Source organism: Oceanobacillus salinisoli (assembly GCF_009733865.1).
In the GTDB taxonomy this organism is placed as follows: domain Bacteria; phylum Bacillota; class Bacilli; order Bacillales; family Amphibacillaceae; genus Oceanobacillus; species Oceanobacillus salinisoli.
Genome location: NZ_WOFB01000016.1, coordinates 36,153 through 61,252 on the forward strand (window position 1 = coordinate 36,153; position 25,100 = coordinate 61,252).

A 25,100-nucleotide genomic window follows, 5' to 3' on the forward strand; every position below is an offset into this window, starting at 1 on the left:
AAAAGTACGCACTTTTAACTCATATAGTGATGAAAAGTATACTGTAAAAATGATTTGCTGCATAAAAAAAGGATAGTGTCTTTTCACACTACCCTTAATTTCTAGCACTGTCGTTGATCACAATCGAGTGGTCTAATGATTTATCTAGAAAATTTTTATACGACATTCCCCATTTATACATTTGTTCAAGGACCGGCATCAATGTTTCTCCTTGAGGTGTTAAGGAATATTCCACTTTTGGAGGTACAACAGGATAAACTTCCCTGCGAACAATCAGATCCGATTCTAGTTCACGAAGTTGCGTAATAAGCATCCTTTGTGTAATACCTGGTATCATTCTTTTCAATTGATTAAACCGTAAAGTACCTTCCTTACCCAAATGCCAAAGAATAATCATTTTCCATTTACCACCAATAACATCTAAAGTCAGTTCTTTTTCACAATTATATTCTTTCGCACATACATGTCCCAAAATTTCTTCTCCCCTTTCGAAGGTATACTTTTTAATACTATATATTCAAAAAGTAACTATTATCTTTTAGTATACTTGAAACCAGACCAAAAATGCACCTAGGTTAACTGTAGAATGTTCTTGATTATGTTAATATAATATTCAAATACACGTTGAAGGAATGATTAGATGGCTGCCCCAAACGAGAAAAGGAAGTATTCATATGGCGATTATCTGACATGGAATGAAGGGGAGAGGATTGAATTAATTGATGGAGAAATTTTCAATATGACACCTGCACCTTCACGTAGACACCAACAGATTCTTGGAGAGCTATTTACTGCATTTTCAGTTTTCTTGCGCGGGAAAGAATTTAAAGCTTTTTTTGCCCCTTTCGATGTAAGATTATTAACAGAGAACAAACAGGATGACGATATAAATAATGTAGTTCAGCCCGATTTGTCGGTTGTGTGTGATCAAAATAAGCTTGACGACCAAGGCTGTAATGGAGCGCCAGACATGATTATTGAGATTCTATCCCCTTCATCTGTCAAACTAGATCGCTGGAAAAAATATCAGCTCTACGAAAAAGCAGGGGTAAAGGAATACTGGCTTGTTGACCCGGTAAACGAATCTGTAGAGATACATCTTTTAACCGATGAACATTATAAATTCCAAGGAGTATTCACAAAAGAGATACTATTTCAGTACATGTTTTAACTGGTTTGGAAATAGAGTTATATCAAATATTTGCTTAAGGGATGTCCCTTTGTCCATCTACCCACCAGGGACAGGTTTGATGTGCCCCCCAAAAGTTAGAGTGAAAAACTAACTTTTAGGGTGCACTACATACCTATCTCCTTGTCCTTATCACCTAGCCTTTAATTCTCTTCTCAAAATTTTCCCGCTAATTTTTGTTTTTGGCAATTCGTCGAGAATTTCGATTTCTTTTGGCGCGACATGGGCTGCCAGATTATTTTTCACGAATAAACGAATCTCTTCCAATAATTCTTCCGACTCCTCATATCCACTACGGAGAGTAATAAACGCTTTTACAATCTCTCCCCGAATAGGGTCTGGTTTTCCGATTACACCCGCTTCACCAACAGCCGGATGTTCAATTAACTTACTTTCGACTTCAAATGGGCTAATTCTTTCTCCGGAGGAATTAATGATATCATCACTCCGGCTTTGGAAAAATACATAATCATCCTCATCTTGTATGGCTAAATCACCTGATAAATACCAGCCTTCGTATTTAAAATAATTATCAAATTTTTCTTTATTCCCCCATATTTCCTTCATTAATCCCGGCCATGGAGTACGAACAGCAAGCTGGCCAATGGAGCCGCGTGGCAATTCATTTCCTTCCTCATCTAAAATACCGACCTGAATTCCTGGAAATGGTCTTCCCATCGAACCGGGCTTGATGTCCTCGGATGGAAAATTCACTACTAAATGTCCACCGGTCTCGGTCATCCACCAAGTATCATGGATACGAACACCTAATTTTTCCCATGCCCAATAAATAACTTCAGGATTTAAAGGTTCCCCGACACTCAATACATGCCGGACTGAAGACAAATCATACTTTTCCAATAAATCCTCTTGAGATAAGAGCATACGGAAAGCAGTTGGAGCACTGTACCATATCGTTATTTTCAAATCCTCAATTAACTGATACCAAGCTTCCGCACTAAAACGTCCACCTTGAATTACAATGGTAGCTCTATTTAACCATGGTGCAAATAATCCATAAACACTGCCGGTTACCCAGCCTGGATGAGAGGTACACCAATACACATCATTATCCTTTATATCTAACACCCATTTTCCGGAAATATAATGATGAACGACCGCGCGATGAGCATGCAACACTCCTTTTGGTTTACCCGTTGAGCCGCTTGTATAATGAATGATTAAGCCATCTTCTGGATCAACCCATTCCACGATATTCTCAGTAGCAGCGTCAACCGGTACACTTTCTATATCTTCCGCAAACAATATCGTTTCTAGTGATGGAATTTCCTCATGCGGCACTCTTTTCACCATCTCTTTATCTGTAATAAGTACCTTTCCCCCACAGTCGTTAATTCGCTCTTTCACCGCTTCACGCATAAACGCCTCAAATAATGGACCAGCAATGGCCCCTATTTTTATGATGGCCAGTATGGAAATATAGCACTCCGGCGTCTTTGGCAAGAAGACAAACACTCTGTCCCCCTTTTTCACACCAATTTTTTTTAACACCCTTGCATAATGATCCGTCTTTTCTTTTACCTCTTTAAATGTATAGGTTTGCTTTTCATCGCCATTTACATAGTGAAGGGCGATTTTGTCACCATATCCTTCCTCAACATGCCGGTCAATCGTTTCATATGCAGCATTGACTTTCCCGTTTGCTCTAATAAAATCCCTTCCCATATCATCCCATGAAAATTCAGCTTTTATCTGATTATAATTGGATAAATTGTATAAATGACCTTTTAAGGGTGGAATCCGTTTACTTGCTTGAATAATCTCTGACATCGTTATCTCTCCTTATGAAGTTTTTACATTCAAATCAAGGCTTTCTAAAATCTCTGCTTTATAGGTTGCTAATTGCTTGCTTGCCCTATCACGTGGACGGGGGTCCTTGATCCTAATTTCTTTATGCAATTCCCCAGGCTGACCTCGTAAAATAATGATCCTATCACATAAATAGGTTGCTTCATCAATATCATGTGTTACTAAAACTATTGTAGATTTATAGGCTTTCCAAATATCTAACAGTAAATCCTGTAACTGCATTTTCGTAAAGGCATCCAGCGCACTAAATGGTTCATCTAATAAGAGGATTTCCGGAGAAGTGACCAGTGCTCGTGCAATTGCTACACGCTGAGCCATCCCACCGGATAATTGCCTTGGGTAAAGTTCCCCACTTTCCTCTAGACCAACATTTTTTAAATACTCTTTGGCACGGACAATTTTCCCCTTTTTATCTCCCTTCAACCCAAAGGTGACATTATCCAGTACCGTTAACCACGGAAATAATCGCGGTTCCTGAAAGATAAATCCGGTCGTGTCCTGGATTTCTTTTTCCGTATTTCCGTTAATAGCGATGTCGCCGTCATAGTCACTATCCAGCCCGGATATCGCACGCAATAATGTACTTTTCCCACAACCACTTGTTCCAAGGAGCCCAATAATTTCACCATGCTCTGCAAAAAAAGAGATGTTGTTCACTGCTTGCTTCCCGTCGAATAAGCGACTTACATTTCTTAATTCCAAACTCACCTAATCTACCTCCTATCCCTATGATTTTAGAAAAACTCGCATTCGCTCGTCCTTTTGCGAATGGGTAGTTTTTCTTATACTTAGGACGTTAAAATTTTTGCTACGTCGAAAAACTTCTTTGCTAAAAATTCACACTTTCCTAACGTGGAACAAAACTGTCCTGCCAGCTTAAAGCTCGTTTTTCAACCAATTTCAAAATCCAATCTGATAGTTTTCCGATTATTGCAAACAAAATAATACTTGCAATGATGGTCTCAGGGGAAAGTGTATTTTGACCGAGCACTAGCAAGTAGCCTAATCCTTTACTTGCACCCATCAGTTCAGCTGCAACGACAAACATCCATCCTAAGCCAAGACCGCTGCGTAACCCGACGAGAAAAGATGGTAATGCAGCTGGAAGGATAACCCTTTTAATTAATTGAAATGTATTTAGACCATACATTTTACCAACTTCAATTAATTTCCGGTCCACCCCAGTAATCCCACTTACAATATTTAAATAAACTGGGAAAAATACGCCAACTGCAATCATCGTTATTTTTGACGGTTCACCAATTCCCATCCACAAAATAAATAATGGAACCCATGCCAGAGACGGTATCGACCGAAACGCCTGAATCATCGGATCAAATAGCTGTTCAGCCTTTTTATAAAATCCAACAAAAGAACCTAAAATAACCGCAGCTATAGTTCCTAATACAAATCCTACTAACACCCGAAATGTCGTTATCCCAATATGATTCCACAAGCTGCCGTCCTGTGCCATTTCCCGTATCGTTTCTACAATTGCTGACGGTGCTGGGAGTTGGTAAGCGGGAAACACTCCTATCCTGCTAAAAATCTCCCAAACAATGACAAGCGTTATCGGTATAATACTTCCCAAAGCTACAGCCTCTCCACCTCTAAAATCCCGTTTTGTCCTTTCACCCTTCTTTTTATTTATTCGGTTCGTAACCGCAACAGGTGATGCGAGCTCTCCTTTATGCTTCATGATCTTCCCTCCTCCAAAATGTATTATTCACTCCCAATTACATCTTCTGCAAAGGACGAATCTATTAATTCAGTAGTAAGTTCCACAATATCAGCTGCTTCATCAATTACTCCACCCTCTTGCAGAATTTGACCTGCTTCCACTAGTGCTTCATGATGAATGTCACCAGGAATTGGTTCTGAAAAGTCATTCCGTTCCAATTGCTTCAAAGCAACGTCTATTTCAATATTTGCCTCTTCCGCTAAAATTTCTGCTGCTTCCTCCGGGTTCTCTATTACCCATTTTCTTGCACGCTCATAAACCTCAATTACCCGATGGACATAGTTGGGATAATGCTTTGAAAAATCCTCTCTCACATTTAAAAACCCGTATGTATTAAAATCAGGATTCCGGTAAAATAATTCAGAATCAGACTCCAGTTCCAGCCTTGCCATATGCGGATCAAGTCCTGCCCATGCATCAACAGAACCAGATGTTAATGCAGATGCTCCGTCTCCATGCTGAAGGTTTACTATCTCTACATCATCGGCTGATACTCCTTCTTCATTTAGGGAACGAAGCAAAAAGATATAAGGATCCGTTCCCAGCGTCGCAGCCACTTGTTTTCCTTCCAAGTCCTGAACGGTCTTCACACCAGAATCCGGATTCGTTACCAGTGCTGTCCATTCCGGCTTTGAAAAAATATACACGTTTTTAATTGGTGCCCCATTTGCTTTTGACATTAATGAAGCAGCACCAGCAGCTGAGCCAAAATCAATACTATTGCTATTGAGGAATTCTAGAGCCTTATTACTTCCCTGGCTTAAAACCCACTCAACCCCTATACCTTCCTCACTAAACTCCTCTTCCAACCAGCCGAATTCTTTTAAAACTAAACTCGTTGGCGAATAATACGCATAATCCAGTCTAATTTTCTCCGGGTTCTCTCCCGAACTCGCCTCCGAGCATCCTGCAAGCAATACAAAAGCAATGACACCAATACTTAAATACATTAATTTTTTCATTTTCCATAACCTCCTTTAATTATTGACCAAGGGAATAGATTGTGATCGCTTAAAAAGTCGACATTTTCAAAATTAAATAACTCTACCAGCTAACCTTTAGACCAACCTAATTAGAATCCACCTACACCTAGTAGTGGTATTGTTATCTTGTTTTATATTTTTTGGTACCTCAAACAGAGAACCATCCCCCTATTCCAATACAATGAAACCTTAGAAAACCTGCCGTTCACCAAACTTTTAGGTGAACGCCCCAGTTGCACTTATACAGATAAGAAAGTTTTATATTTTATTATCTGTTTAAATACGCTTACAATATGTCTTGTTAAATAAAAGAATACTTTCAGCCCACATACCAAATCCATCTTTTTTATACCAATTAAAAAACCCCCTTCCTATAAGAAGAGGGTTATCATCTACGTTCCACTCTTCTTATCTGTCAGGATCTTCTCCTGCAGGAATTAGCACCTTACTAAACTATTAGCCTAGTAGGTTGCCGGGCATCGTAGGGCCAGTCCCTCCGCCACTCTTGATAAGAAACACTAAATTATCTATTAATTTTCAATCTTGTGATACATATTATCACGAGTAATTTTTATTGTCAATAACTTTATGAAGGAGGATATATCCTTATTTGGAAAAGTCGTTTTTACCATTCTTATTTATTTCTTTCTCAATCGATTTCGGGGTTAGTGCTGCACAATTTGGTCTTTGGATCGCGTGATTTCAGGGTAGTGTTGCTCGGTTTGGTCTTTGGCTAGCGCGATTCCAGGGCGGTGCCGATCGGTTTGGTCTTTGGCTCGTGCGATTTCGGGACAGTGCCGATTGATTCAATCGGGTCGCGCACGATTTGACGCCTGACTCAATCGATTTCAGAAAGGTCACGCACGTTCAAATCGGCGGCTCAATCGATCCAAGGCACTACCCTACTGCCCTGAAAAATTTTCCCTAAATGGAATAATTTCTGGTAAAATAGTACTAATGAAGGGAGGACTTAGTAATCATTAAAACTAAGTAAAATAGAATCATAAATTTTTAGATCATAGGAGAACAACGAAATATGAGTTATTGTACAAATTGTGGAAATGAAATAAAGGCTTCTGCCAAATTTTGTGGGAATTGTGGTTCCAAGCGAATAGACTTAGAGCAAAACCCAGAAACTGTTACAGCTAGCACCCATTATTCAGAAACATCAGAGACTGAACGGAATCCTCAGCCTATTCAAAACGGAAGCCAGAAGCAAAGCCAAGCAAAAATTCAAAATAACAAAACACAATACCAACATATCAGCACTACCAAAGGAAAACCGATAACCATCGCTACTATTCTTGTAGCAATTATTCTAGGTATTATCATGCTTATTTCTGATAACGGGTTAAATTCGTATCTATCCTGGGGTGGTGGGGAATCATTTGTCATTACGACCCTGCTGATTATGATTGCTTTACAAATTCTATTACTCTTTTTAAGCAGCAAAAGAAAAAGCTATATCCTATTAATTCCTGCTATTATCAGCTTATTTAATATTATACCAATTTATACAACCTACATGGACTTTAAGAATTGGGCAGAATACCAAGGAATGTATACCCACCAAATCGTTGCAGGGGAACTGGCATTACTTTTAAGCTATCTGATATTTTTCATAGCAGCTGCCGCATTAAATATCATATTCTTATTTAAGAAAAAGAAATAGGGTGAAAGCATGTATTGTCATAATTGTGGGGAAAAACTTGTTGTCAACGCGAAGTTTTGCGGGAATTGTGGAACGAAGGTAATCAGCCAGCATCACCCCCAAAAGCCAAGCAGTGATACCAGCAATCTTTCCAAAACATTAAAAACAGAAATATCAGCCTTACCCATTGTGACTTTAATCGGTGACACGTTAAAAGGAGCATCCGGATTATCCGATTTGCAGGAAAAACTTGCAGCAGACCAAAAGAATCCATTGTTGTGGATGTTTTATTATGAAGGGTTTATTACTTATCAAAAAATGAATAAAGGCGTCAATGTTGCTAGAATTATTTATAATCCAGTAGGCTTTGCCGTATCCAAAGGGGTCGCATCTGGTTTGAATGCAATGGATGACGATTTTGAAGCGTTCGACCCTCGAAAATGTTTATCCACTGCTTTAGCTTTATGCATGGAAAAAATAAATAAGAAAGAAGTATCCTCAACCGATTTAATGATTACAGGAAAAGTACTCTTTTACATGGGAATTAATGAAGAATCAGCTGAACAACAAGAAGCATTTTATTTAAAAGCAATAAAATATCTAACTTCGGCCATCCAAGTAGAAAAGAATAATCACTATATTGCTGAGTACTTTTTCTATCTTTCTCAGGTCTATCAAATGGCTGGACAAGAGAAATTGCAATATCGAGCGCTGAACATGTCACGAAAACTTGGTTTCACACCTGCTTTAGAACTTTTAATCAAATATTTAAAAGACCATGGAATGACAGATGAAAAAATCGATGTCATGGTTTTGCAGCAACCTAAAGAGAATATTCAGCAATTTACTTTCACCTATCGCCCAGATACAACGAATCGAATTGAGAATTCACTTAAGTTTGCATACCAAGAACAAAGCAAGAAACTAAAAAATACTTCAGAACGTATTAAAAACTTTTTTTCCTAAGGAGGAAATCCAATGACATTTGATTTTGATCCGTTTTCACACTTAGATATGAATTTCGATCAAGTTGTCGATGCAACCGATTTAGAAATATATGAACTATCTAATGAAAATGGGATGGACTTATTAGATTTGAACCATGACATGGCCATGGATCAGTTCCAGAGTGACCTGAATTCAGATGGTCACATCGATACATTCCAAGCCGACCTCAACGGAAATGGGATATTGGACCAGTTTGAATTCAACCATATGGGGACTAATTTTGAGTATGATCTTAATCATGACGATCGCATAGACGAGTTGGATATGGCCTTGGCAACTACCTTATTTCCTAAATAACAAGAAAACACCCATCCACGGGTGTTTTCTTACTTTTTATGAACGACTGTTCCAGCAATCATATCGTGGATTGTTTGTTTCTTTGCCGTAAACAATGCCAGTAGATAACCTATTCCAAGAATAAACGCAGAAATATAAGAAGCGAAATATCTTCCCATCGCTCTTGCAAATGAGATTCTTTGTCCATGATCATCTGTTACTTTAATTCCCATCGCTAATTTGCCTAATGTTCCTTGGTACTTTGAACTTTCCATACCGGCTTTATATCCCAAGCCAATAATTAATCCCCAAAATTGTGCAGCCAAGTCTGATGTATACATAAGAAACAATAATGAAAAAATAAACATGAATGCGAATAAAATAAGAAAATCAATAATCGATGCGCCAACTCTTTGACCAAATGCCGCGTATGTCGAATTTATATTTGCATAGGATGTAGCTTGATTCGATGGATGTGCATTTGATTGAAACGTCGAATGATCCACTTGCTCGCTCGCAGCAGCAATGTAAGTAGAAGTGTCCTTACCCGCATAATGATACCCACAATCAGTGCAGAAATTCTCCTTGCCTTCTCTTTCCTGACCACATTGAGGGCAGAATCGGTTAGTTTCCCCTTGATGCATCTTTTCCAGTGACTCCCCACATGCTGTACAAAATTTCGAGCCAGTAATAACATCATGATTACAATTCCAGCATTTCAAAACGAACCCCTCCTTTTTAAAAAAATAAAAAAGCATTACAATTATACTATAAAAAAGAAGGCACGGGGATTATTCTTTTGCTTCCATGTAGGGACAAAGATGGAAGCATTCTTTAACGTTATAGATTGAAAAATCACCTTGTAGAGGTTCTGGCCTTCTTCTCGTTTGATTGTACTGTTATATAGTATTCTATTTGAATTTTTGAAGAAGCGGGAATGCTACCTTGGACTTACGTAACGTTTAGATTCATCTTTCTGATCATAATGTCGTTTCCATGCCCCCTGATTGAGGTGTGACATGTTATCAAGCTCTAACCGGATCCACATGATTTGAGGCTATAGGGAACCAATCTACTAATAAAAAAGGAGAAACAGGTCCATCATAAACCCATTTCTCCTTTTTCGACTTAACTCAAAACATAATTATAGGCACAGACGCCATTCTCTGGCCCACTACTTACTCTGAGACAACTGTTTATTTACACTCCAGAACCCTATACCAGATAAAACAGCAGTAATGGAGCCAATAGCTGCTGCAAGCCCAATATCACCAAACATCATACTAGATAGTAATAATCCAATAACACCGAAAACGATTAATAGAATAGCAATCACTCCCAACCATATGCCTTTACATCCACGGTTGCGATATCTTCAACTACATCTCTGGGAATCTCTGGGTAATTCAGCTCAAATCCCGCTTCACTACCAGGGTTGACTCCAACATCTACACTACCATTTAAAACACCAAGAATCCAAATTTTGAACTTGTCATGAAGCCTCTAGTAGAAAATCTAGAAATAGTAAAGGACTCAAAATATAGATTCATTCTGATCAAGGATGGTACTATCAATATAGAATATGGGTAGAAACACTGAAAGAAAATCCGATTTTCAAAGTATGTCTAGAAAAGGTAACTGTTTAGATAATCTACCAATGGATAACTTTTTTAGTTTATTAAAACAAGAGATGTATCATCGAGAAACATTGTGTTCATTTGAAGAACTAAAAAGCAAAATTGAGAGACATATAGATAAATTATAATAACAAACGTATCAAACAAAAATTGACTGATATGAGTCCAGTTCAATACCGTATTCACCCCAGCCAATTAACTGCTTAATATAAACTCTAACTTTTTGGGGTCACCTAGTTTTGAAGTTCATCGTCCCAGTCTTTCTACTAAAATAGAGGGGACAAGTTTGTCCCTAAGGTGCCTCTATTTGCTAAAACAAGTACCGTCTGCAATAGCACATTTACACCTTTTTCACAATCTTCCCATGAAGTCAACTCATCTTCAGCATGACTTTTCCCATTGACACTTGGTACAAATATCATTGCTGATGGTATATAGGTTGCAATAAACTGTGCATCATGCCCTGCCCCACTTGCCATTCGTTCATAGGAATAACCAAGGGTTTTAGAAGATCTTTCCAGTAAATCTACTAATTTATCATCAAACCACACCGTATCACGGTCCCATAATCTTTTTACTTTAACTTCACATTTTTCTCTAGCCTTCGAATTCGGAAGACCTTCTATTATTTCTGTTACCTTTTTAACCATGTTCTCGTTCTTGCGTCGAGCTTCTATAGTAAATACCACTTTGTCAGGAATGACTGTATGAATATTTGGGCTTACATTCATCCTTCCTATGGTATAAACGAGCTGATCGTCCAGCTTACTCATCTCTTTTCGTATTTCGGTTATTAAATTTGTCGCTGAAAACAGGGCATCCTTTCTCATTGGCATTGGAGTAGTTCCCGCATGATCAGATTCCCCCATTACTTCAATCTCATAGCATACCATGCCAACGACACAATCCACGACACCGATATCGAGAAGCTCTTTTTCAAGAACTGGCCCCTGTTCGACATGTAATTCTAAAAAAGCGGCTGCATCTTTCAATCGGTTTACTTCCTCTCCTTTAAAACCACTCTCCACTAATGCTTGTCCAAATGTAATCCCCTCACTATCTGTGGATGCTAACATCGCTTCTTTATTAAACCATCCTGAGAGTACACCAGAGGCCATCATGGAAGGCTCAAATCTGGCCCCTTCTTCATTTGTAATATTTGCAACAACAATCGATGTCCGAGGCTTGATCTGTCTTTCAACTATCGTTCGAACTATTTCAAGTCCAGCTACCACACCTAGCACTCCATCAAATCTTCCGCCTTTTTCCACAGAATCCAAATGAGAACCTAAGATAATTGGCGGCTTATCATTTTCAACCCCTTCTAATTTAGCATACATATTTCCCATATCATCCCAAGTGACACTCATACCAAGTTCCTCACTTATTGAACGAAAATAGGCTCTTGCCTTAATATCCTCCCCTGAGAGAGCCAAACGGGTAACACCATTATTTTCAGTTCTCCCAATATCCGCAAATTCCTCCAGCGTTTGTTTTAAACGTTCTCCATTAATTAAAACTTGTTGTGTTTCCATCGTATCCTCCTCTACATATGGCAAATTTTTTCTACATTATTACGAAATAGATTTAACTATAGAACTTAATTTTCGCAGACCGGATAGCTAGGTATAGTTTGGATCTATTTTGTTAAACAGCAATCCGGTACTGTAGTTGACTTTTGATTAAGATTAACTTTTCCATTTATTGTGCTCTTTTTAAAAGTATCTTCCGGATGCTCGATTAATTGCTGTAGATCTACGCCTATACGAAGTCATATAAATATCATTAACAGTTTATAAGACATACCGTCTAGATTCCGGTTTCTCTGTACTTCACCGTTTTTCCCATGGAGAGCACACTACTTCCGGCAGAGACTATGTTTTTGACGTTTAAGGAATAGTGGGAACAACCTTGGATTTCTTTTGTAGCTTCAACGAGGTTTGGCTGTTCTGAAAAGGCTGTTTTCTAATAGACACTTAATCTTAAAAATCCGAAATAGCTTTTATGTTGATTTCTGCTATGGACAGTCACACACCTTAGGTGACAGCTTCAGCAGCGTTACATCGAACAAAGAAAAAGTAATTATTTTTTTCGAGGGATCGACTACCGTCCACTCCAATCAACCATCATAAAAGTGAAGAATTATCTTTGGATTTAGTCAAATATAAATTATTGTTATAAAGTTGATAAAGCACCATGTCAACGGAGTAAAAGACATAGTGGAGACCGCAAAGCAAGGGGGCTCACCACCCGACCTAACGTCAAAAGTTGAGTTATACTATTATTATATGATTTTAAAAAGTAACATGTATTGGACTAATTGTTAAAATAACTGTGATTCTATTAACCAAAATGTACATAAATCTGTGAACTGTGGGTTAACCTCCACTACCATCCATTTTTAATAAATTAATTAAAAAGCTAACAAAAGCTGCTGTAATGCATTCATCTCGTTTTCTAACGTATTAAATAAACATTAGACATATCGTAAATTCCCGTTAATGTAAATTACACATTTTGTTAAATGCAAAATTTTATTAATGGAACTATAATAAAAAATATTCTATTAATTTTAACTCCATGCAAAGGAGGATTTATATTTACTTACAATAGTAGATAAAAAGTTAAAAAAGCTTAAATGAGAAGTAAAAAATTACATGCTGGGGTATCATTAATAGTGAGATTCAAACTTTTATTTGATTTTCTGTAAAAAATATAAAGAACCAGGAGGGTTTCAATGAAAGCTACATTTAAACGTCCAAAAACATCAAAAGGCTGGCTAAGTCTAGGCCTTATCGCCTTTATCATTCTATTAGGCAGCTGGCCGGTTATTCACTTGTTTAACAGAGAAGTTATTGTTTTCGGTCTACCTCTATTAATGGTATGGTCAATTGTGCTTATCTTTTTAACAACTTTTACTATGTTATTTATTAATAAGATTGGAGGGGTCGACTGATGTATGAATATATTCCCTTATTTATAACCATTTCATATATTTTCATTGCTATTTTACTAGGTTTTTTTGCAGGAAAAGGAAAGAACATGGATAGTGTAGAAGAATGGGGAGTCGGAAGCAGAAGCATGGGCCCTATCATGATGTATCTTTTAATTGGGGCTGGAGGGGTAAGCGCTTACACATTTATGGGATCTCCAGGATGGGCATATTCAAAAGGTGTCCCTGCATTATATGTTGTTGTTTATTTAACCTATATGGCCATACTTGCATGGTATTTTGGTCCAAAAGTATGGGAATTGGGTAAAAAATACAACCACGTTACCCAATCAACTGCGATTACTGACCGTTATGAAAGTAAAGCATTGGGTGGTTTAGCATCTATTGTTACTTCCATCGGAATATTAGCATATGCAGTCATTCAGACTACTGGGGCTGCTTATATTTTAAATGTCATGAGTTATGGATTAATTCCGACTTGGGTTGGTGTATTCCTATCATTAGGTGCGATTTCCATCTACCTGTATAGAAGTGGTTTAAAGGCCATCGGGTTAACCAACGCCTTTCAAGGGGGATTAATGATATTTGTCTCCTTTTTTATCGGCCTATGGGCAACCAAGCATTTTACTGGGGGTTTTTCATTTACACCTATTTTTGAGCGAGTAAGAGCAGATATTCCTGAGTTCTTTACACTTCCTGGTGGCTTAGGAGATATGAACATTACTTTTTGGACAACTTCCATACTAATTTCTTTCTTCTCCATTTGGCAAACCCACTGGATTCAGTGGATGGGAGCAAAATCTAAACAATCAATTAGAAGGTCTGCTACATTACTGCCAACATTTTACCTTGTTCTTATACCAATGATTGTAGTAGGGTTTATCGGAATCTTTATGTATCCGAATATCGGAAACCCTGATCATGTCGCTATTCAATTAGCAGTGGATACGATGCCAGTTGTTGTTGCTGGTTTACTTGGTGCTGGGACACTGGCGGCTGCAATGTCCTCTAGTGAACCTTGTATTCACGCAACAGCCCTTAGTTATAGTAAAGATGTACTTCAGCCACTATTGAAATGGGATGATGTAACAGTAGGGAAATGGACGAGACGATTAATTTTCCCAATTATGTTGTTGATTATAGCACCTATTTCCATTTTACAGCCTTCAAGTCTAGTATATATTTTACTGATTGGTTATGGATTTATCGCTCAGGCATTCCCTTCAATAATAGGTATCTTCTTATGGCCTAGAGCAACGAAACACGGTGCTTTCTGGGGATTATTTGGTGGTTTTATTGTTACAGTAATCTTTTCTTTTATCATCGCACACCCTCTTAATATCCATGCAGGTATATGGGGATTAGGAGCAAACGCGATAATATTTATCCTCGTTTCTTTAATTACGCAACCTGCATCGAAAGAAACGATTGAACGTTTCTTCCCTGAAATGGTTGATGATCTTTATGAAGATGAAGCGAACCCTTCATTCCAAGTTGAAACAAAATAAAACAATACAATACAATACAGGAGGGAATAATATGGAAAAGCAATATCTTTTCATAGATGGAGAAATTATTACAGTAAACGGACATAATCAAATAGCAGAAGCCGTAGCAGTAAAAGGAAATAAAATTATCGCAGTTGGATCAAATGAAGAAATATTAAAATTAAAAGACAAACAGAGTGAAATCATAGATTTAAACAAGAAAACATTAATACCTGGATTAATAGATTCGCATTTACATATAACTATGTATGGAACTAACTGTGTATCTATTTCATGTAAAAGCGAAGCCATTAACTCAATAGAGGACCTACTTCAGGAACTTAAGAATCAGGCAAATCAAACACCAAAGGGACAATGGATTCGAGCGTGGGGGTACAATGAAAATAGCATTTCTGACCAGCGCTTTCCAACCAAAGACGAACTGGATGCCGTTACTACCGATCATCCAATCATCATAACTAGAACATGCGGACATATTTCTGTAGTGAATAGCCAGGCATTTAAGATTGCAAATATAGATAAGAACACCCCAGATCCTGAAGGCGGCAGAATCGACCGAAATACAGCGGGAGATTTAACAGGATTATTAATTGAAAATGCTCACATGAAAATGTTTGCTACTATCACTTTTTCAGCTGATGAATTAACAAATGCCCATGAAATTGCTTCCAGACAATTTGCTGAAAAAGGAATCACTTCTATTCATGATGCAACAGGTTATGGCTTGAGTAACCTAAGAGCTTTACAGTCGGATTGTAAAAATGGTGTGGTTAAACAGAGGGTCTATGCAATGGTAGGTGCTTTAAGCGATGCACAAAATGTCGTTAAACACATGGTTAACGCCGGGATATTTACCGGGTTAGGTGATGAAAAATTTCGAATTGGTCCTGTGAAACTTTTCCTTGATGGCAGCAGCAGTGGTCCAACGGTTTGGACACGTGACCCTTATACAAATGATCCAGAAAATTATGGAATTCATTATTTCTCTCAAGAAGAGGTAGACGAACTGTTTATACCAGCACATGAAAAAGGATGGCAAATAACCGCCCACGCCCAAGGAGATGCAGCCATTGATATGCTGTTAAATACTATTGAGAAAGCAAATGAATTACATCCGCGCAAAAATACGAGACATCGGATAGAACATGCTGGAATAGCAGCACCCGACCTAATCGAACGGATGAAAGAGCAAGGTGTAGTGCCTATACCTAACCCAGCATTTCTTTATGAATATGGGGACGGATACGCTAAAAACTACGGAGAAAGAGCTACTAATATGTATCCAATGGGAGATTATAAGAAAGCTAACATTCCGGCTGCCATTGCTTCTGATTGCCCTGTTACAGACTTTAATCCGATGCGTGGGATACATGCTGCAGTTACTCGTAAGTCCAGCTCCGGTCAAGTTATTGGTGAAGACAAAACCGTATCCCTGCTTGAAGCAATACGTATGTATACCCTAAATGGTGCTTATGCATCGTTTGAGGAAGATACAAAAGGAAGCATAGAACCAGGTAAATTAGCGGATTTAGTTTTACTTGATCGTACTATTACCAAATCTAACATAGATGATATACCGGAAGTCCAAGTAGAATGGACGATGATTGATGGGGAAATCGTCTATACTAATACTAAAGAGGGGATCCAGGCATGAATGGATTCCTCCCTAAAACAGATACGATCATTACTTTGTCAGGGTCCGCTTATCAAATAGGTTTTAAACACGGTAATATCGCAAAAGATAAAGTGAATCAAAGTTTAGAAACCTATGAAAAGATGTTTAAAGAGACATCCGGAATCTCATGGAAAGATGCAAGAGAAAAAGCATTAACCCATGTCCCGGCCATAGAAAAATATCAATCTAATTATATAACAGAAATGGAAGGGATAGCCGCTGGAGCTGGTGTTCAATTTGAGGACATATTGGCTCTTAATGCAAGAAGTGAGATTTCCTTAATCCAAGCACCAGATGGTTGTACTTCCTTTGCTTTAACAAAGCCAAAGACGTCAAAAACTTGGTTAGCCCAAAATTGGGATTGGAAAGGTGCCCAAATCGACTCTTTAATACATCTTGAAATTCAGCAAAAGGGCTTTCCAACATTACAAATAATAACCGAGGCTGGAATCATTGGAAAAATTGGCTGCAATAGTGTTGGAATTGGTGTATGTCTCAACGCATTAGTAACCAACACTTGGCAGCCCAAGGTTCCTATTCATTTAGGATTAAGGGCAATTCTTGAATCTGAAACTTTTAATGAAGCCATTTCTAAAGTGAATCAAAATCAAATGGCATCTCCAGCTCATTTTTTAATCGCATCCAAATCAAACGAAGCAGTAAGTATGGAAGTTTCCCCTATTTACACGGAAAAAATAGAAGCCACTGATGGTATTACCTTCCATACAAACCACCTCTGCTCTCCGGAAATGAGGAATGTAATCGAAGAAGAGGTTGTACCTAATTCTTACAATCGGCTTACTGAAATAAATAAAGAAATTCAAGCACTGGAAGGAAAGAATTTAGAAGAGATAGATTTATTCCATATGCTATCCAATCATGAAAACTATCCATATTCCATTTGCCGCCATCCTGCCGATGACGAAAATGCTACGCTTAAAGGGATGGAGACAGTGTTCAGTATCGTAATGAATCTTACAGATAATAAATTATCTTGGATAAAAGGGAAACCTTGTGAGTATCTTAGTTAATAAATGTTTAGATACAAAGAAAAGGACTTCAATTTCAAGTCCTTTTCTTTGTGATCAATGAATTAATAACGTCAGCAACAGAAAAATCCCATCACATTTACAGTTAGTTATTCATAAAATTTGATACCGGCTAGCACCTAGATAGGTAGCATAAAAACATGAATAATATTCCATATTATGATACTAATTTTCACATAAAGAATTAAGGAGTATAAATAATTGAAGTCTAAACTACATGATAGGTGCAGTTGTACGCCGCATCCTGTGGTAACCTTGGAATGAGTGGTGCAGAAACTATATCAAGGAAAACAAAAAGCAATACGAGTATTCCTTTACAATTGGTGAGTTATTAATCATGAAGCGGAATTACACGCGCTAATCAAGAAACTGGAAATCTGCATAGAATTCCTTCCAAACGAAGTATTATCATTCCGCCCAGACTCTAAAATAGTCGTCGATAAGATGGAAAAATCTTTTATAGAATATTCCTTTTGACTTATGTTTCATGAGTCTATGTCATCTTCTTTTTTAGTACAAAAGTAACATATAAAAACATATTCGTTAACATAGTGGGTTACTTAAACAAGCTGTCTAATTGAATGCAGACAGCTTATTGCGTTTGATTGGACTGAAAGCAGAATCCTTCATTCTTTTTAAATTTTATCTTAGAACTAAAACGTACAAATATCCAAAAAGGATACAGAAACTTCCGTTATTTTGTATCAACACCTTATATTCCTAGTTACTTTATAAACATCTTCTAAACCTTACCCTAATAGACGACCTGATCGATGTTAAATCAGATAAACAGCAGAATATAAACATTTATTTCCTTTTTCGTATCATATCTTTTACTACATCAGGATTAGGGCCACCTGTAACTTTTCGCCTTTCCACAAAACATTTCGGATCTACAACAGCTTGCCAATCCTCACTACTTAACTGGACATCTCCGAGCCACTGATTAACCAAATCCACTGGTATATCATACAATTCCTTGTGCTTTGAAGCTGCCTTTTTTGCTATGAAACTTGCTTTTGAATGTGCCTTACGAAAAGAAACACCATAATCACGCGCTAGAACATCTGCAAGCTCCGTTATTGTTATCATATTTTCCCTAGCTTGCTGAGCGGCTCGTTCTTTATTAAAATCCATCGTAAGAATTACTGCTCGCATCAAGCGGAGTACTCGAATCGCTTTCTGATATCCACCATACAAATGCGGCTGTAAATCATCCTCCGTATCATTAATATCCCCATAGGGCGTATTATGAATCATATGAATAACAGCGAGACCTTCTGCGGCAGCACTGCTTGCAATTGCACGAGAATGTTCGATAGAAACGGGATTCCGCTTTTGTGGCATAATACTGCTTATTTGTACATATGGATCAGATACTTTGACTAATCCTACTTCCTTTGAAGTCATACGTAAAAATTCTTGGATCCATCTTCCCATATTCGTCATCAAACTAACTAAAGTTTGTGCTGCTTCTATTAAGTAATCCCCTGTTGCAATGGCGTCATACGAATTTTCTACTAATCCATCAAATTCAAGAATCTCTGCTACACGCTCTCGGCTAATAGGAAACCCTGAAGTTGTTATTGCAGCAGCCCCCATCGGAGATTTATTTACTGTCTTATAAGACTCTTTCAGTCTATGAATGTCTCGCTGCAAATTATCATAGATTGCAACAAGATAATGGCCGAATGTTGTTGGTTGAGCTGGCTGAGTATGCGTATGGGCCGGCATAATAGACTTTACATGTTGTTCAGCTTGGTAAAGTATGGCTTCACCTAACTTTTCGGCATTTTCAATAGCCTGATTCATATAATTTCTTATGACAATCCGATACATCGCTTCTCCCATATCGTTTCTGCTTTTAGCAATATGCATTTTACCTGCCAATTCTTCACCAATAATTTCTCCAATTTGGGATTCAACCAAGAAAAATAAATCCTCGTACTCTGTAGAGTATTCGATGGTTCTGTGTTCCATAGATTCTACCTGTCTAACACCATCTAAAATTCTTTCAGACTCCTCTTGAGAAATAATACCTTGCTCAGCTAGCATCTTCGTATGTGCTTTGTGAATCATAAACATAGATTCAAATAAATTCTCTTTTTGGTCATAAAAAACTGGTCTCAATAATTCCTCAACATATGTTTTTCCAGGGAACTTCTCACCCTCTACCAATACAAACTGTTCTTTTATTGTACCCATGAAATAAGCACCTCAATATATATGTGTAATTTTATTTTAAAGATGAACATCCATTTATAAAGCGTTCTCCGTCTTCACTTTAAAGAACTTATTGGAAATTATCATAACAATAGCAATTAAACCCACCTGAATCATCCCATAAGCTGCAGCCTGACCCATGTTAAACATTCGCAATTGATTCATAATTTCAATTGATATCGGGCGGTTCCCTAATGTATATAATAGAACCGAAGTAGGGAACTCCCCAACTGCCTGAACAAATGCTAGTAATGTACCACTTAAAACGCCGGGCAGGATAATCGGAATAACAACTCTTCGGAATGTATAAAACCATTTGGCACCTAAATTCTGTGCAGCCTCCTCAATAGAGTCATCCATTTGTTCCAATACAGCAGTAGTAGATCGGACCACTAAAGGAATAAAACGAACAAAATAAGCAAGTGGTAAAATCCAGAAGGTACCAACTAATACTTTTCCAAATGAAAAAATAGAAGGTTCGTTAAAAGCTAATACCATGTTCATCCCGACAACTGTTGCAGGCAGAACCCAAGGAATCATTACTAAAATATCCAACAGGTTTTTACCAAAAAACTTCCGCTTAACTAACGCATAGGAAGTAATAATTCCGAAAACAAATACACCTAAACTTGCAACAGACGCCATAATTAAACTATTTCTGACAGGATCCCATATATTTGGATTCTCAAATAATAAACGATAGTTTTCCAGGTTAAAGGCTTGAGGATAAGTTTGCCATGTCCATCCGCCCTCAGGTACTAGGGATAGAATCAGTAATGTAGCATGTGGCAATAGCAAGACAATCATTGCCAATATCCCAATTACTACCATAAACCATTTCAAAACTGGATTGCTAACCTCACTACGATGGGCTCCTATTCCCTTACTAGCCATACGATAATCTCGTCTGTTTTGGTACCAGCGCATAAATAGTAAAAATGATATCGAAACAGCAGTTAGAACGACAGACTGTGTTGCTGCCATTTCTAGGTCACCATTAATCTTAGAAAAATAGATTTGTAAACTTAAAACCCGAAATCCACCTGCTAATAGGAAGGGTGCACTAAATGATGCCATGGATACCATGAAAACAAGTAGTGACGCTGCAACCAATCCTGGAGTTAAAAGTGGAAACGTCACCTTCCAAAACACAAGGAACCGGTTGGCACCTAGATTATAAGCTGACTCTTCCAATGATGGATCAATATTGTTTAATGCAGATGATGTTGTCATATAAAAATAAGGATACATCGTATATGCATGAACGATTAATATACCTGAAATACCACCAATACTGAATGGTACTTCGGATAAATGAAACAAGTCTTTAATTATGTTAGGAACTAAGCCAGCTTCTCCATATAAATACATAAATGCCATTACACCGACGAGCGAAGGCAAAACAATTGGCATAATTGCAATACTTGAAAAGAATTTCCTTCCGGGAAAATCATAACGATTGAAAATATAGGCTAATGGAATTCCAATTAAAGCACTAAAAAAAACAGATAATAGCGAAATCCATACAGAGTTCCACAATGCTTCTAAGTTTGCCTCTGCTTTTTCACCAAAAAAATCATTATAATTTTCAAAGGTGAACACACCATCTTTCTTAAAACTTTCAATCGATGTTTCAATGGAAGGATATAAAACATATCCTATTAATACGACGATGATTGGTATTAAAAGCAGTATTGTTTTTCTTTTTTCAGCGTTTAACATGTGATTGTCACTTCCTTGCCTTTGGAATCACTCGTATTTGATTTGCTGGCAGCCTGACATTTACTTTTGTACCTTCTGTTAAATATGTACTCGGACCCTCATTTAAATCCGTAGTTCTAATAGTTACTTCATTATTTAATCGTACATAGGTATGGACAGAAGCACCGGTAAATTGCACAAGGATTACTTCCCCCTTAAGTACATTTTCACCACTTATATCTTCTTTTGATATTTGAACAGCTTCCGGTCTGATAGACATTAGCAGCTCATCACTTTCTTGATAGAAAGCAATGTTTACCTTACTGTTATTTACATGAATGGAAGTATCTAAGTCATTATTTCGATAAACTTTCTCTTTCTCTGTTTCCTCTTCAATCGTTACTGGAAGAAGATTGGTCTCCCCTATAAATTCAGCTACGAAGTCATTTACCGGCTCATTATAAATCTCAGTAGGTGTCCCAACTTGCTGACATACACCCATATTAAAAACAGCAATCCGATCACTCATTGTTAATGCTTCTACCTGATCATGGGTAACGTAAATCGTTGTAATACCGTAATCCCTTTGCAAACGCAGGATTTCATTACGCATCTCGTCTCTTAATCTAGCATCCAAATTACTAAGTGGTTCATCTAATAATAAAATATCAGGCTCGATAACCAGTGCACGTGCCAAGGCGACACGCTGTTGCTGTCCACCACTTAATTGACTGACTTGTCGCTCAATATATTGTTCCAATCGTACTTTTTGAAGAACATCTTCCACTCTCTTTTTCGTTTCACTTCGGTTTAATTTTCTTACCTTTAAACCAAAGGCAACGTTTTCAAAAACAGTCATATGTGGGAATAAGGCATAGTTTTGAAAAACCATGCCTGTATTCCTTTTTTCCGGTGGAATTGTAGTCATATCTTTATCATTGAATAATACTTTTCCCTTTGTTGGGTAGTAGAAACCAGCAATCATTCGAAGAGTTGTTGTTTTACCACATCCACTCGGCCCTAAAAAGGTAAAAAATTCACCTTCATTGATTAATAGATTTAATTCTTTAACTGCTGTTACACTACCAAATTGTTTTGTTATGGTTGATAAGTTCACTGTTGACATAACAACAACTCCCTTTTTATCTATTCTTCGCTTAAATCTTTTTCTGTATTTTTAATATTATTATCCCAGTATTCCATCCATTCTGTTTGCTTCTCTTCGAATACTGCCCAATCAATTTCCATAGGGTTAATTTCCGTTTCTGTGATCCATGCTGGAAGATTCTCTACATCCTCACGAGTAGGAATTCGATAATATGTTTCTGCTAATAGTTTCGCAGCTTCTTTTGTATTAACAAATTCATAAAATGCCTCTGCAGCTTTTGGATGCGGTGCATCTTTAAGGATTGCAATTCCTTCTGTTAATACCGGAGTCCCACTTTCAGGAATAACATAATCAAATGGATAACCTTTCTCTTCCGCTAGCATTACAGTGTCTGGCATATTCCAAACGGATAAGCTACCAACACCTTTAGCAACTTGGTTATACATAACCTCTGGATTGGCTGAGTATTCTTTTGTATTTTCGTCTAACTTTTTCAACCATTCATATCCTTCCTGTGGATCCTGTGTATCTTTATATGTTCTGTATATCATTGCGGAATAAATTGTTCGCATCGTACCTGAAGCTAATGGATAGCGAATAATAATTTCATCTTTCCATTTAGGATCAAGTAAATCATCCCAATCTTTTGGTACTTCCTCTTCTGAGATTTCTTTCGTATTATATAAAATAACTTCCGGTGTGATGGAGGTTCCAGTCCATGTCCAATCTTCATCATGATACATTTCATCGAGAGCATCAGCATAAGATGGTTTATATTCAGCTAGTAATCCATCAGACTTGGCCTGGTCAAAGTTTAACTGAGGTGCGCCCCACCATACATCCGCTTGCACATTATTCGCTTCAGATCGGACACGATCTAAAATTTCCTGTGATCCCATGTCTAGAAATTGCATATCAATTCCATACTCTTCCTCAAACAACTTCTCAAACTCTCCTAAAATATCGCTGCCATGTGGGGAATAAACAACCACAGAATCTTCTAAATCCGTGGATTCATTCTCAGTTGCAGTTTCTCCACTTGTACTTTCCTCTTGATTGGAGTCTCCACTAGCATCTTCTTCTGAACCACCTGCGATACAACCAGCAAGTACAATAGTTAAACCGAGTACAATTAAAAATAGCCAACTTTTTCTAAAACTTTTCACTAAAATACCCCTCTCTACTAAATGTCAAAAATACTGTCATACTCCTTTAAAAACAAAGCAACTGCCCCTATAACTCCTGCTTCGATACCAAAAGCAGTTTGTACTACCTCACATTTTTTCGGTGTGAATCGATCAATGATGCTTTGTACCTTGTCGCTTATTACATGGTACGATTCACTTACACCACCCCCTAAAATGATTAGTTCTGGATCCAGAATAGAAATATAATTAGCAATACCCAGTGATAAATTTTCAATAGCAAAATCAATTACTGTCACTGCATCTTTATCTTTTTTTAGATAAAGGTCAAAAGCATCTTTTGCTGTAACCCTTTTGCCTATTCGCTTGGATAACTCATTTCCTATAGATGATCCACTTGCAACACTTTCTAAAAAACCATACCCATCAAAAACGGGGCGATAGTTTTTAGCATAATCCCTATCCGTAACCATATAACCAATTTCACCAGCACTAAAGTTTCTTCCTCTATAGAGCTCCCCATTTATCATGATACCGCTACCAATTCCTGTGCCTATCGCAATATAAACCAAATTATCTCTTTTTTGCCCAATTCCTTTCCAATGTTCACCAAGTACACTAATATTTACGTCATTATCGACAAAAATTGGGTAGTCAAAGCGTTCCTTCAGTTTTTCCAAAATTGGAAAATTAGTCCATTTCAATGCAGGGGCTTCTATTACCAACCCACTAGCCATATTAATGACACCTGGTATTCCTACACCCATACCCAATAGCTTAGAATCGCTGAGATGCAACCGCTTTTTCAACGTTTCTACCCCTAGCTGAATTTCATTAAATATGCTGTCACCTTCATATTGCTGTGTAGGAAAAACAGTAAATTCACATACTTTGCCATTTAAATCGGTAATACCAATAGCCACTTTAGTGCCCCCGATATCAACTCCAACAATATATCCCTTTTGCGGATTAAATTTTAAGTTTACTGGTCTTCTACCACCACTAGCCGGGGATTCCCCATTCCCTGTTTCATAAATCCATTCATCCTCTAGTAACTGGTCCACGATGGAAGAAACGGTAGGTTTACTAAGTGATAACTTTTTGGAAATAGATGCACGCGAAATAGACTCTTCATTAATGATACATTCTAAAACTAATCTCTTATTTATTTGCTGTATGTACGATGAATTTCCCTTCAGCATTTCATAGGCCCCTTATTCATTCCATTTATCTGTTCATCTGTAATTAAGTTAGTAAAGTTTACTTACTAACTTAAACATTAATCTCATTATAATGAAATCGCTAACATTTGTAAAGTAATAATTTTTCGGAATATTTATAAGCGTTGATAATATAGTGGATATGTCATATAAAATCCGACTTTTTTCCTAATTCAATAAATGTAAATAGAACTTTCTTAATA

23 protein-coding genes and 1 riboswitch are annotated in these 25,100 nt (G+C 37.5%); of the genes, 10 read left to right on the top strand and 13 right to left on the bottom strand.

Annotation, left to right across the window (positions count from 1 at the left end; genetic code table 11):
- Positions 1 to 94: 94 nt before the first annotated feature.
- The gene (locus tag GMJ66_RS12090) at positions 95 to 472 is read right to left on the bottom strand and encodes a winged helix-turn-helix transcriptional regulator (RefSeq protein WP_156290584.1); all 378 of its coding nucleotides are present in this window, start codon (positions 470 to 472) and stop codon (positions 95 to 97) included.
- 168 nt (positions 473 to 640) lie between these two features.
- On the opposite strand from GMJ66_RS12090, the gene GMJ66_RS12095 reads away from it, so the two are divergent.
- Entirely contained in the window at positions 641 to 1,171 is a 531-nt protein-coding gene (locus tag GMJ66_RS12095; protein ID WP_231514912.1) for a Uma2 family endonuclease, read from the top strand.
- Between the two features lie 150 nt (positions 1,172 to 1,321).
- Here GMJ66_RS12095 and acsA read toward each other — a convergent pair whose 3' ends face one another.
- The 4 genes from acsA to GMJ66_RS12115 form a co-directional block, all read right to left on the bottom strand.
- Positions 1,322 to 2,980: an acetate--CoA ligase gene (gene acsA / locus GMJ66_RS12100; RefSeq protein WP_156290585.1), complete on the bottom strand. Its 1,659-nt coding sequence runs from the start codon at positions 2,978 to 2,980 to the stop codon at positions 1,322 to 1,324.
- A gap of 12 nt (positions 2,981 to 2,992) precedes the next feature.
- Positions 2,993 to 3,727 carry an ABC transporter ATP-binding protein gene (locus tag GMJ66_RS12105; RefSeq protein ID WP_156290586.1) on the bottom strand — a complete coding sequence of 245 codons (735 nt, stop codon included), beginning with the start codon at positions 3,725 to 3,727 and terminating at the stop codon, positions 2,993 to 2,995.
- A gap of 139 nt (positions 3,728 to 3,866) precedes the next feature.
- Positions 3,867 to 4,718: an ABC transporter permease gene (locus GMJ66_RS12110; RefSeq protein WP_156290587.1), complete on the bottom strand. Its 852-nt coding sequence runs from the start codon at positions 4,716 to 4,718 to the stop codon at positions 3,867 to 3,869.
- Between the two features lie 23 nt (positions 4,719 to 4,741).
- Entirely contained in the window at positions 4,742 to 5,722 is a 981-nt protein-coding gene (locus GMJ66_RS12115; RefSeq protein WP_156290588.1) for an aliphatic sulfonate ABC transporter substrate-binding protein, read from the bottom strand.
- A gap of 426 nt (positions 5,723 to 6,148) precedes the next feature.
- Positions 6,149 to 6,258: riboswitch (SAM riboswitch) on the bottom strand.
- A gap of 521 nt (positions 6,259 to 6,779) precedes the next feature.
- Here GMJ66_RS12115 and GMJ66_RS12120 point away from each other — a divergent pair.
- From GMJ66_RS12120 to GMJ66_RS12130, 3 genes are read left to right on the top strand one after another with little or no spacing between them, the layout of a single operon-like run.
- Complete coding sequence (locus GMJ66_RS12120; protein WP_156290589.1) at positions 6,780 to 7,415, top strand: zinc ribbon domain-containing protein; 636 nt, start codon at positions 6,780 to 6,782, stop codon at positions 7,413 to 7,415.
- A gap of 9 nt (positions 7,416 to 7,424) precedes the next feature.
- On the top strand, positions 7,425 to 8,360 hold the full coding sequence (locus tag GMJ66_RS12125) for a zinc ribbon domain-containing protein (protein ID WP_156290590.1): 936 nt from the start codon (positions 7,425 to 7,427) through the stop codon (positions 8,358 to 8,360).
- A gap of 12 nt (positions 8,361 to 8,372) precedes the next feature.
- Positions 8,373 to 8,699 carry a hypothetical protein gene (locus GMJ66_RS12130; protein ID WP_156290591.1) on the top strand — a complete coding sequence of 109 codons (327 nt, stop codon included), beginning with the start codon at positions 8,373 to 8,375 and terminating at the stop codon, positions 8,697 to 8,699.
- 29 nt (positions 8,700 to 8,728) lie between these two features.
- On the opposite strand, the gene GMJ66_RS12135 is transcribed toward GMJ66_RS12130, so the two are convergent.
- Together GMJ66_RS12135 and GMJ66_RS20440 are read right to left on the bottom strand one after the other, a co-directional pair.
- Positions 8,729 to 9,400: an RDD family protein gene (locus tag GMJ66_RS12135; RefSeq protein WP_231514913.1), complete on the bottom strand. Its 672-nt coding sequence runs from the start codon at positions 9,398 to 9,400 to the stop codon at positions 8,729 to 8,731.
- Between the two features lie 452 nt (positions 9,401 to 9,852).
- The gene (locus tag GMJ66_RS20440; RefSeq protein WP_197046684.1) at positions 9,853 to 10,020 is read right to left on the bottom strand and encodes a hypothetical protein; all 168 of its coding nucleotides are present in this window, start codon (positions 10,018 to 10,020) and stop codon (positions 9,853 to 9,855) included.
- A 315-nt stretch (positions 10,021 to 10,335) separates the two neighbouring features.
- On the opposite strand from GMJ66_RS20440, the gene GMJ66_RS21195 reads away from it, so the two are divergent.
- Together GMJ66_RS21195 and GMJ66_RS21200 are read left to right on the top strand one after the other, a co-directional pair.
- Positions 10,336 to 10,443, top strand: coding sequence for an IS3 family transposase (locus GMJ66_RS21195; RefSeq protein WP_197046685.1), 108 nt, complete (start codon positions 10,336 to 10,338; stop codon positions 10,441 to 10,443).
- The gene (locus GMJ66_RS21200) at positions 10,433 to 10,522 is read left to right on the top strand and encodes an IS3 family transposase (RefSeq protein ID WP_156290687.1); all 90 of its coding nucleotides are present in this window, start codon (positions 10,433 to 10,435) and stop codon (positions 10,520 to 10,522) included. The genes GMJ66_RS21195 and GMJ66_RS21200 overlap by 11 nt, the downstream gene beginning before the upstream one ends.
- A gap of 59 nt (positions 10,523 to 10,581) precedes the next feature.
- Here GMJ66_RS21200 and GMJ66_RS12150 read toward each other — a convergent pair whose 3' ends face one another.
- Positions 10,582 to 11,850, bottom strand: a complete 1,269-nt coding sequence (locus tag GMJ66_RS12150; protein WP_156290593.1) for a Zn-dependent hydrolase — start codon at positions 11,848 to 11,850, stop codon at positions 10,582 to 10,584.
- Between the two features lie 1,202 nt (positions 11,851 to 13,052).
- Between GMJ66_RS12150 and GMJ66_RS12155 the strand changes: the two genes are divergently transcribed.
- From GMJ66_RS12155 to GMJ66_RS12170, 4 genes are read left to right on the top strand one after another with little or no spacing between them, the layout of a single operon-like run.
- Positions 13,053 to 13,271 (top strand): hypothetical protein, encoded by a 219-nt coding sequence (locus GMJ66_RS12155; protein ID WP_156290594.1) that lies wholly within the window; start codon positions 13,053 to 13,055, stop codon positions 13,269 to 13,271.
- Complete coding sequence (locus tag GMJ66_RS12160) at positions 13,271 to 14,776, top strand: sodium:solute symporter family protein (protein ID WP_156290595.1); 1,506 nt, start codon at positions 13,271 to 13,273, stop codon at positions 14,774 to 14,776. Before GMJ66_RS12155 ends, GMJ66_RS12160 begins: the two co-directional genes overlap by 1 nt.
- Positions 14,777 to 14,807: 31 nt before the next feature.
- A complete protein-coding gene (locus GMJ66_RS12165; protein ID WP_156290596.1) occupies positions 14,808 to 16,430 on the top strand; it encodes an amidohydrolase in 1,623 nt (540 codons plus the stop codon).
- Positions 16,427 to 17,482, top strand: a complete 1,056-nt coding sequence (locus GMJ66_RS12170) for a C45 family autoproteolytic acyltransferase/hydolase (RefSeq protein ID WP_231514914.1) — start codon at positions 16,427 to 16,429, stop codon at positions 17,480 to 17,482. The genes GMJ66_RS12165 and GMJ66_RS12170 overlap by 4 nt, the downstream gene beginning before the upstream one ends.
- Before the next feature lie 825 nt (positions 17,483 to 18,307).
- Here the strand turns inward: GMJ66_RS12170 and argH are convergent.
- Genes argH through GMJ66_RS12195 form a run of 5 tightly spaced genes read right to left on the bottom strand, consistent with a single transcriptional unit; the run spans position 18,308 to position 24,879 of the window.
- Complete coding sequence (gene argH, locus GMJ66_RS12175) at positions 18,308 to 19,705, bottom strand: argininosuccinate lyase (RefSeq protein WP_156290597.1); 1,398 nt, start codon at positions 19,703 to 19,705, stop codon at positions 18,308 to 18,310.
- 54 nt (positions 19,706 to 19,759) lie between these two features.
- A complete protein-coding gene (locus GMJ66_RS12180; RefSeq protein ID WP_156290598.1) occupies positions 19,760 to 21,445 on the bottom strand; it encodes an ABC transporter permease in 1,686 nt (561 codons plus the stop codon).
- A 7-nt stretch (positions 21,446 to 21,452) separates the two neighbouring features.
- Positions 21,453 to 22,550, bottom strand: a complete 1,098-nt coding sequence (locus GMJ66_RS12185; RefSeq protein WP_156290599.1) for an ABC transporter ATP-binding protein — start codon at positions 22,548 to 22,550, stop codon at positions 21,453 to 21,455.
- A 20-nt stretch (positions 22,551 to 22,570) separates the two neighbouring features.
- Positions 22,571 to 23,698 carry an extracellular solute-binding protein gene (locus GMJ66_RS12190; RefSeq protein ID WP_231514915.1) on the bottom strand — a complete coding sequence of 376 codons (1,128 nt, stop codon included), beginning with the start codon at positions 23,696 to 23,698 and terminating at the stop codon, positions 22,571 to 22,573.
- Between the two features lie 17 nt (positions 23,699 to 23,715).
- On the bottom strand, positions 23,716 to 24,879 hold the full coding sequence (locus tag GMJ66_RS12195; protein ID WP_156290600.1) for an ROK family transcriptional regulator: 1,164 nt from the start codon (positions 24,877 to 24,879) through the stop codon (positions 23,716 to 23,718).
- Between the last annotated feature and the right edge of the window lie 221 nt (positions 24,880 to 25,100).

Excerpts from the sequence above, each read along its gene's own strand:
- GMJ66_RS12195 (WP_156290600.1), bottom strand. The coding sequence starts at position 24,879 with ATGCTGAAGGGAAATTCATCGTACATACAGCAAATAAATAAGAGATTA.
- GMJ66_RS12150 (WP_156290593.1), bottom strand. The coding sequence starts at position 11,850 with ATGGAAACACAACAAGTTTTAATTAATGGAGAACGTTTAAAACAAACG.
- GMJ66_RS12125 (WP_156290590.1), top strand. The coding sequence starts at position 7,425 with ATGTATTGTCATAATTGTGGGGAAAAACTTGTTGTCAACGCGAAGTTT.
- GMJ66_RS12170 (WP_231514914.1), top strand. The coding sequence starts at position 16,427 with ATGAATGGATTCCTCCCTAAAACAGATACGATCATTACTTTGTCAGGG.
- argH (WP_156290597.1), bottom strand. The coding sequence starts at position 19,705 with ATGGGTACAATAAAAGAACAGTTTGTATTGGTAGAGGGTGAGAAGTTC.
- GMJ66_RS12165 (WP_156290596.1), top strand. The coding sequence starts at position 14,808 with ATGGAAAAGCAATATCTTTTCATAGATGGAGAAATTATTACAGTAAAC.
- GMJ66_RS12185 (WP_156290599.1), bottom strand. The coding sequence starts at position 22,550 with ATGTCAACAGTGAACTTATCAACCATAACAAAACAATTTGGTAGTGTA.
- GMJ66_RS12095 (WP_231514912.1), top strand. The coding sequence starts at position 641 with ATGGCTGCCCCAAACGAGAAAAGGAAGTATTCATATGGCGATTATCTG.
- GMJ66_RS12155 (WP_156290594.1), top strand. The coding sequence starts at position 13,053 with ATGAAAGCTACATTTAAACGTCCAAAAACATCAAAAGGCTGGCTAAGT.
- GMJ66_RS12130 (WP_156290591.1), top strand. The coding sequence starts at position 8,373 with ATGACATTTGATTTTGATCCGTTTTCACACTTAGATATGAATTTCGAT.
- acsA (WP_156290585.1), bottom strand. The coding sequence starts at position 2,980 with ATGTCAGAGATTATTCAAGCAAGTAAACGGATTCCACCCTTAAAAGGT.
- GMJ66_RS12115 (WP_156290588.1), bottom strand. The coding sequence starts at position 5,722 with ATGAAAAAATTAATGTATTTAAGTATTGGTGTCATTGCTTTTGTATTG.
- GMJ66_RS12160 (WP_156290595.1), top strand. The coding sequence starts at position 13,271 with ATGTATGAATATATTCCCTTATTTATAACCATTTCATATATTTTCATT.
- GMJ66_RS12120 (WP_156290589.1), top strand. The coding sequence starts at position 6,780 with ATGAGTTATTGTACAAATTGTGGAAATGAAATAAAGGCTTCTGCCAAA.
- GMJ66_RS12110 (WP_156290587.1), bottom strand. The coding sequence starts at position 4,718 with ATGAAGCATAAAGGAGAGCTCGCATCACCTGTTGCGGTTACGAACCGA.
- GMJ66_RS21195 (WP_197046685.1), top strand. The coding sequence starts at position 10,336 with ATGGATAACTTTTTTAGTTTATTAAAACAAGAGATGTATCATCGAGAA.
- GMJ66_RS12180 (WP_156290598.1), bottom strand. The coding sequence starts at position 21,445 with ATGTTAAACGCTGAAAAAAGAAAAACAATACTGCTTTTAATACCAATC.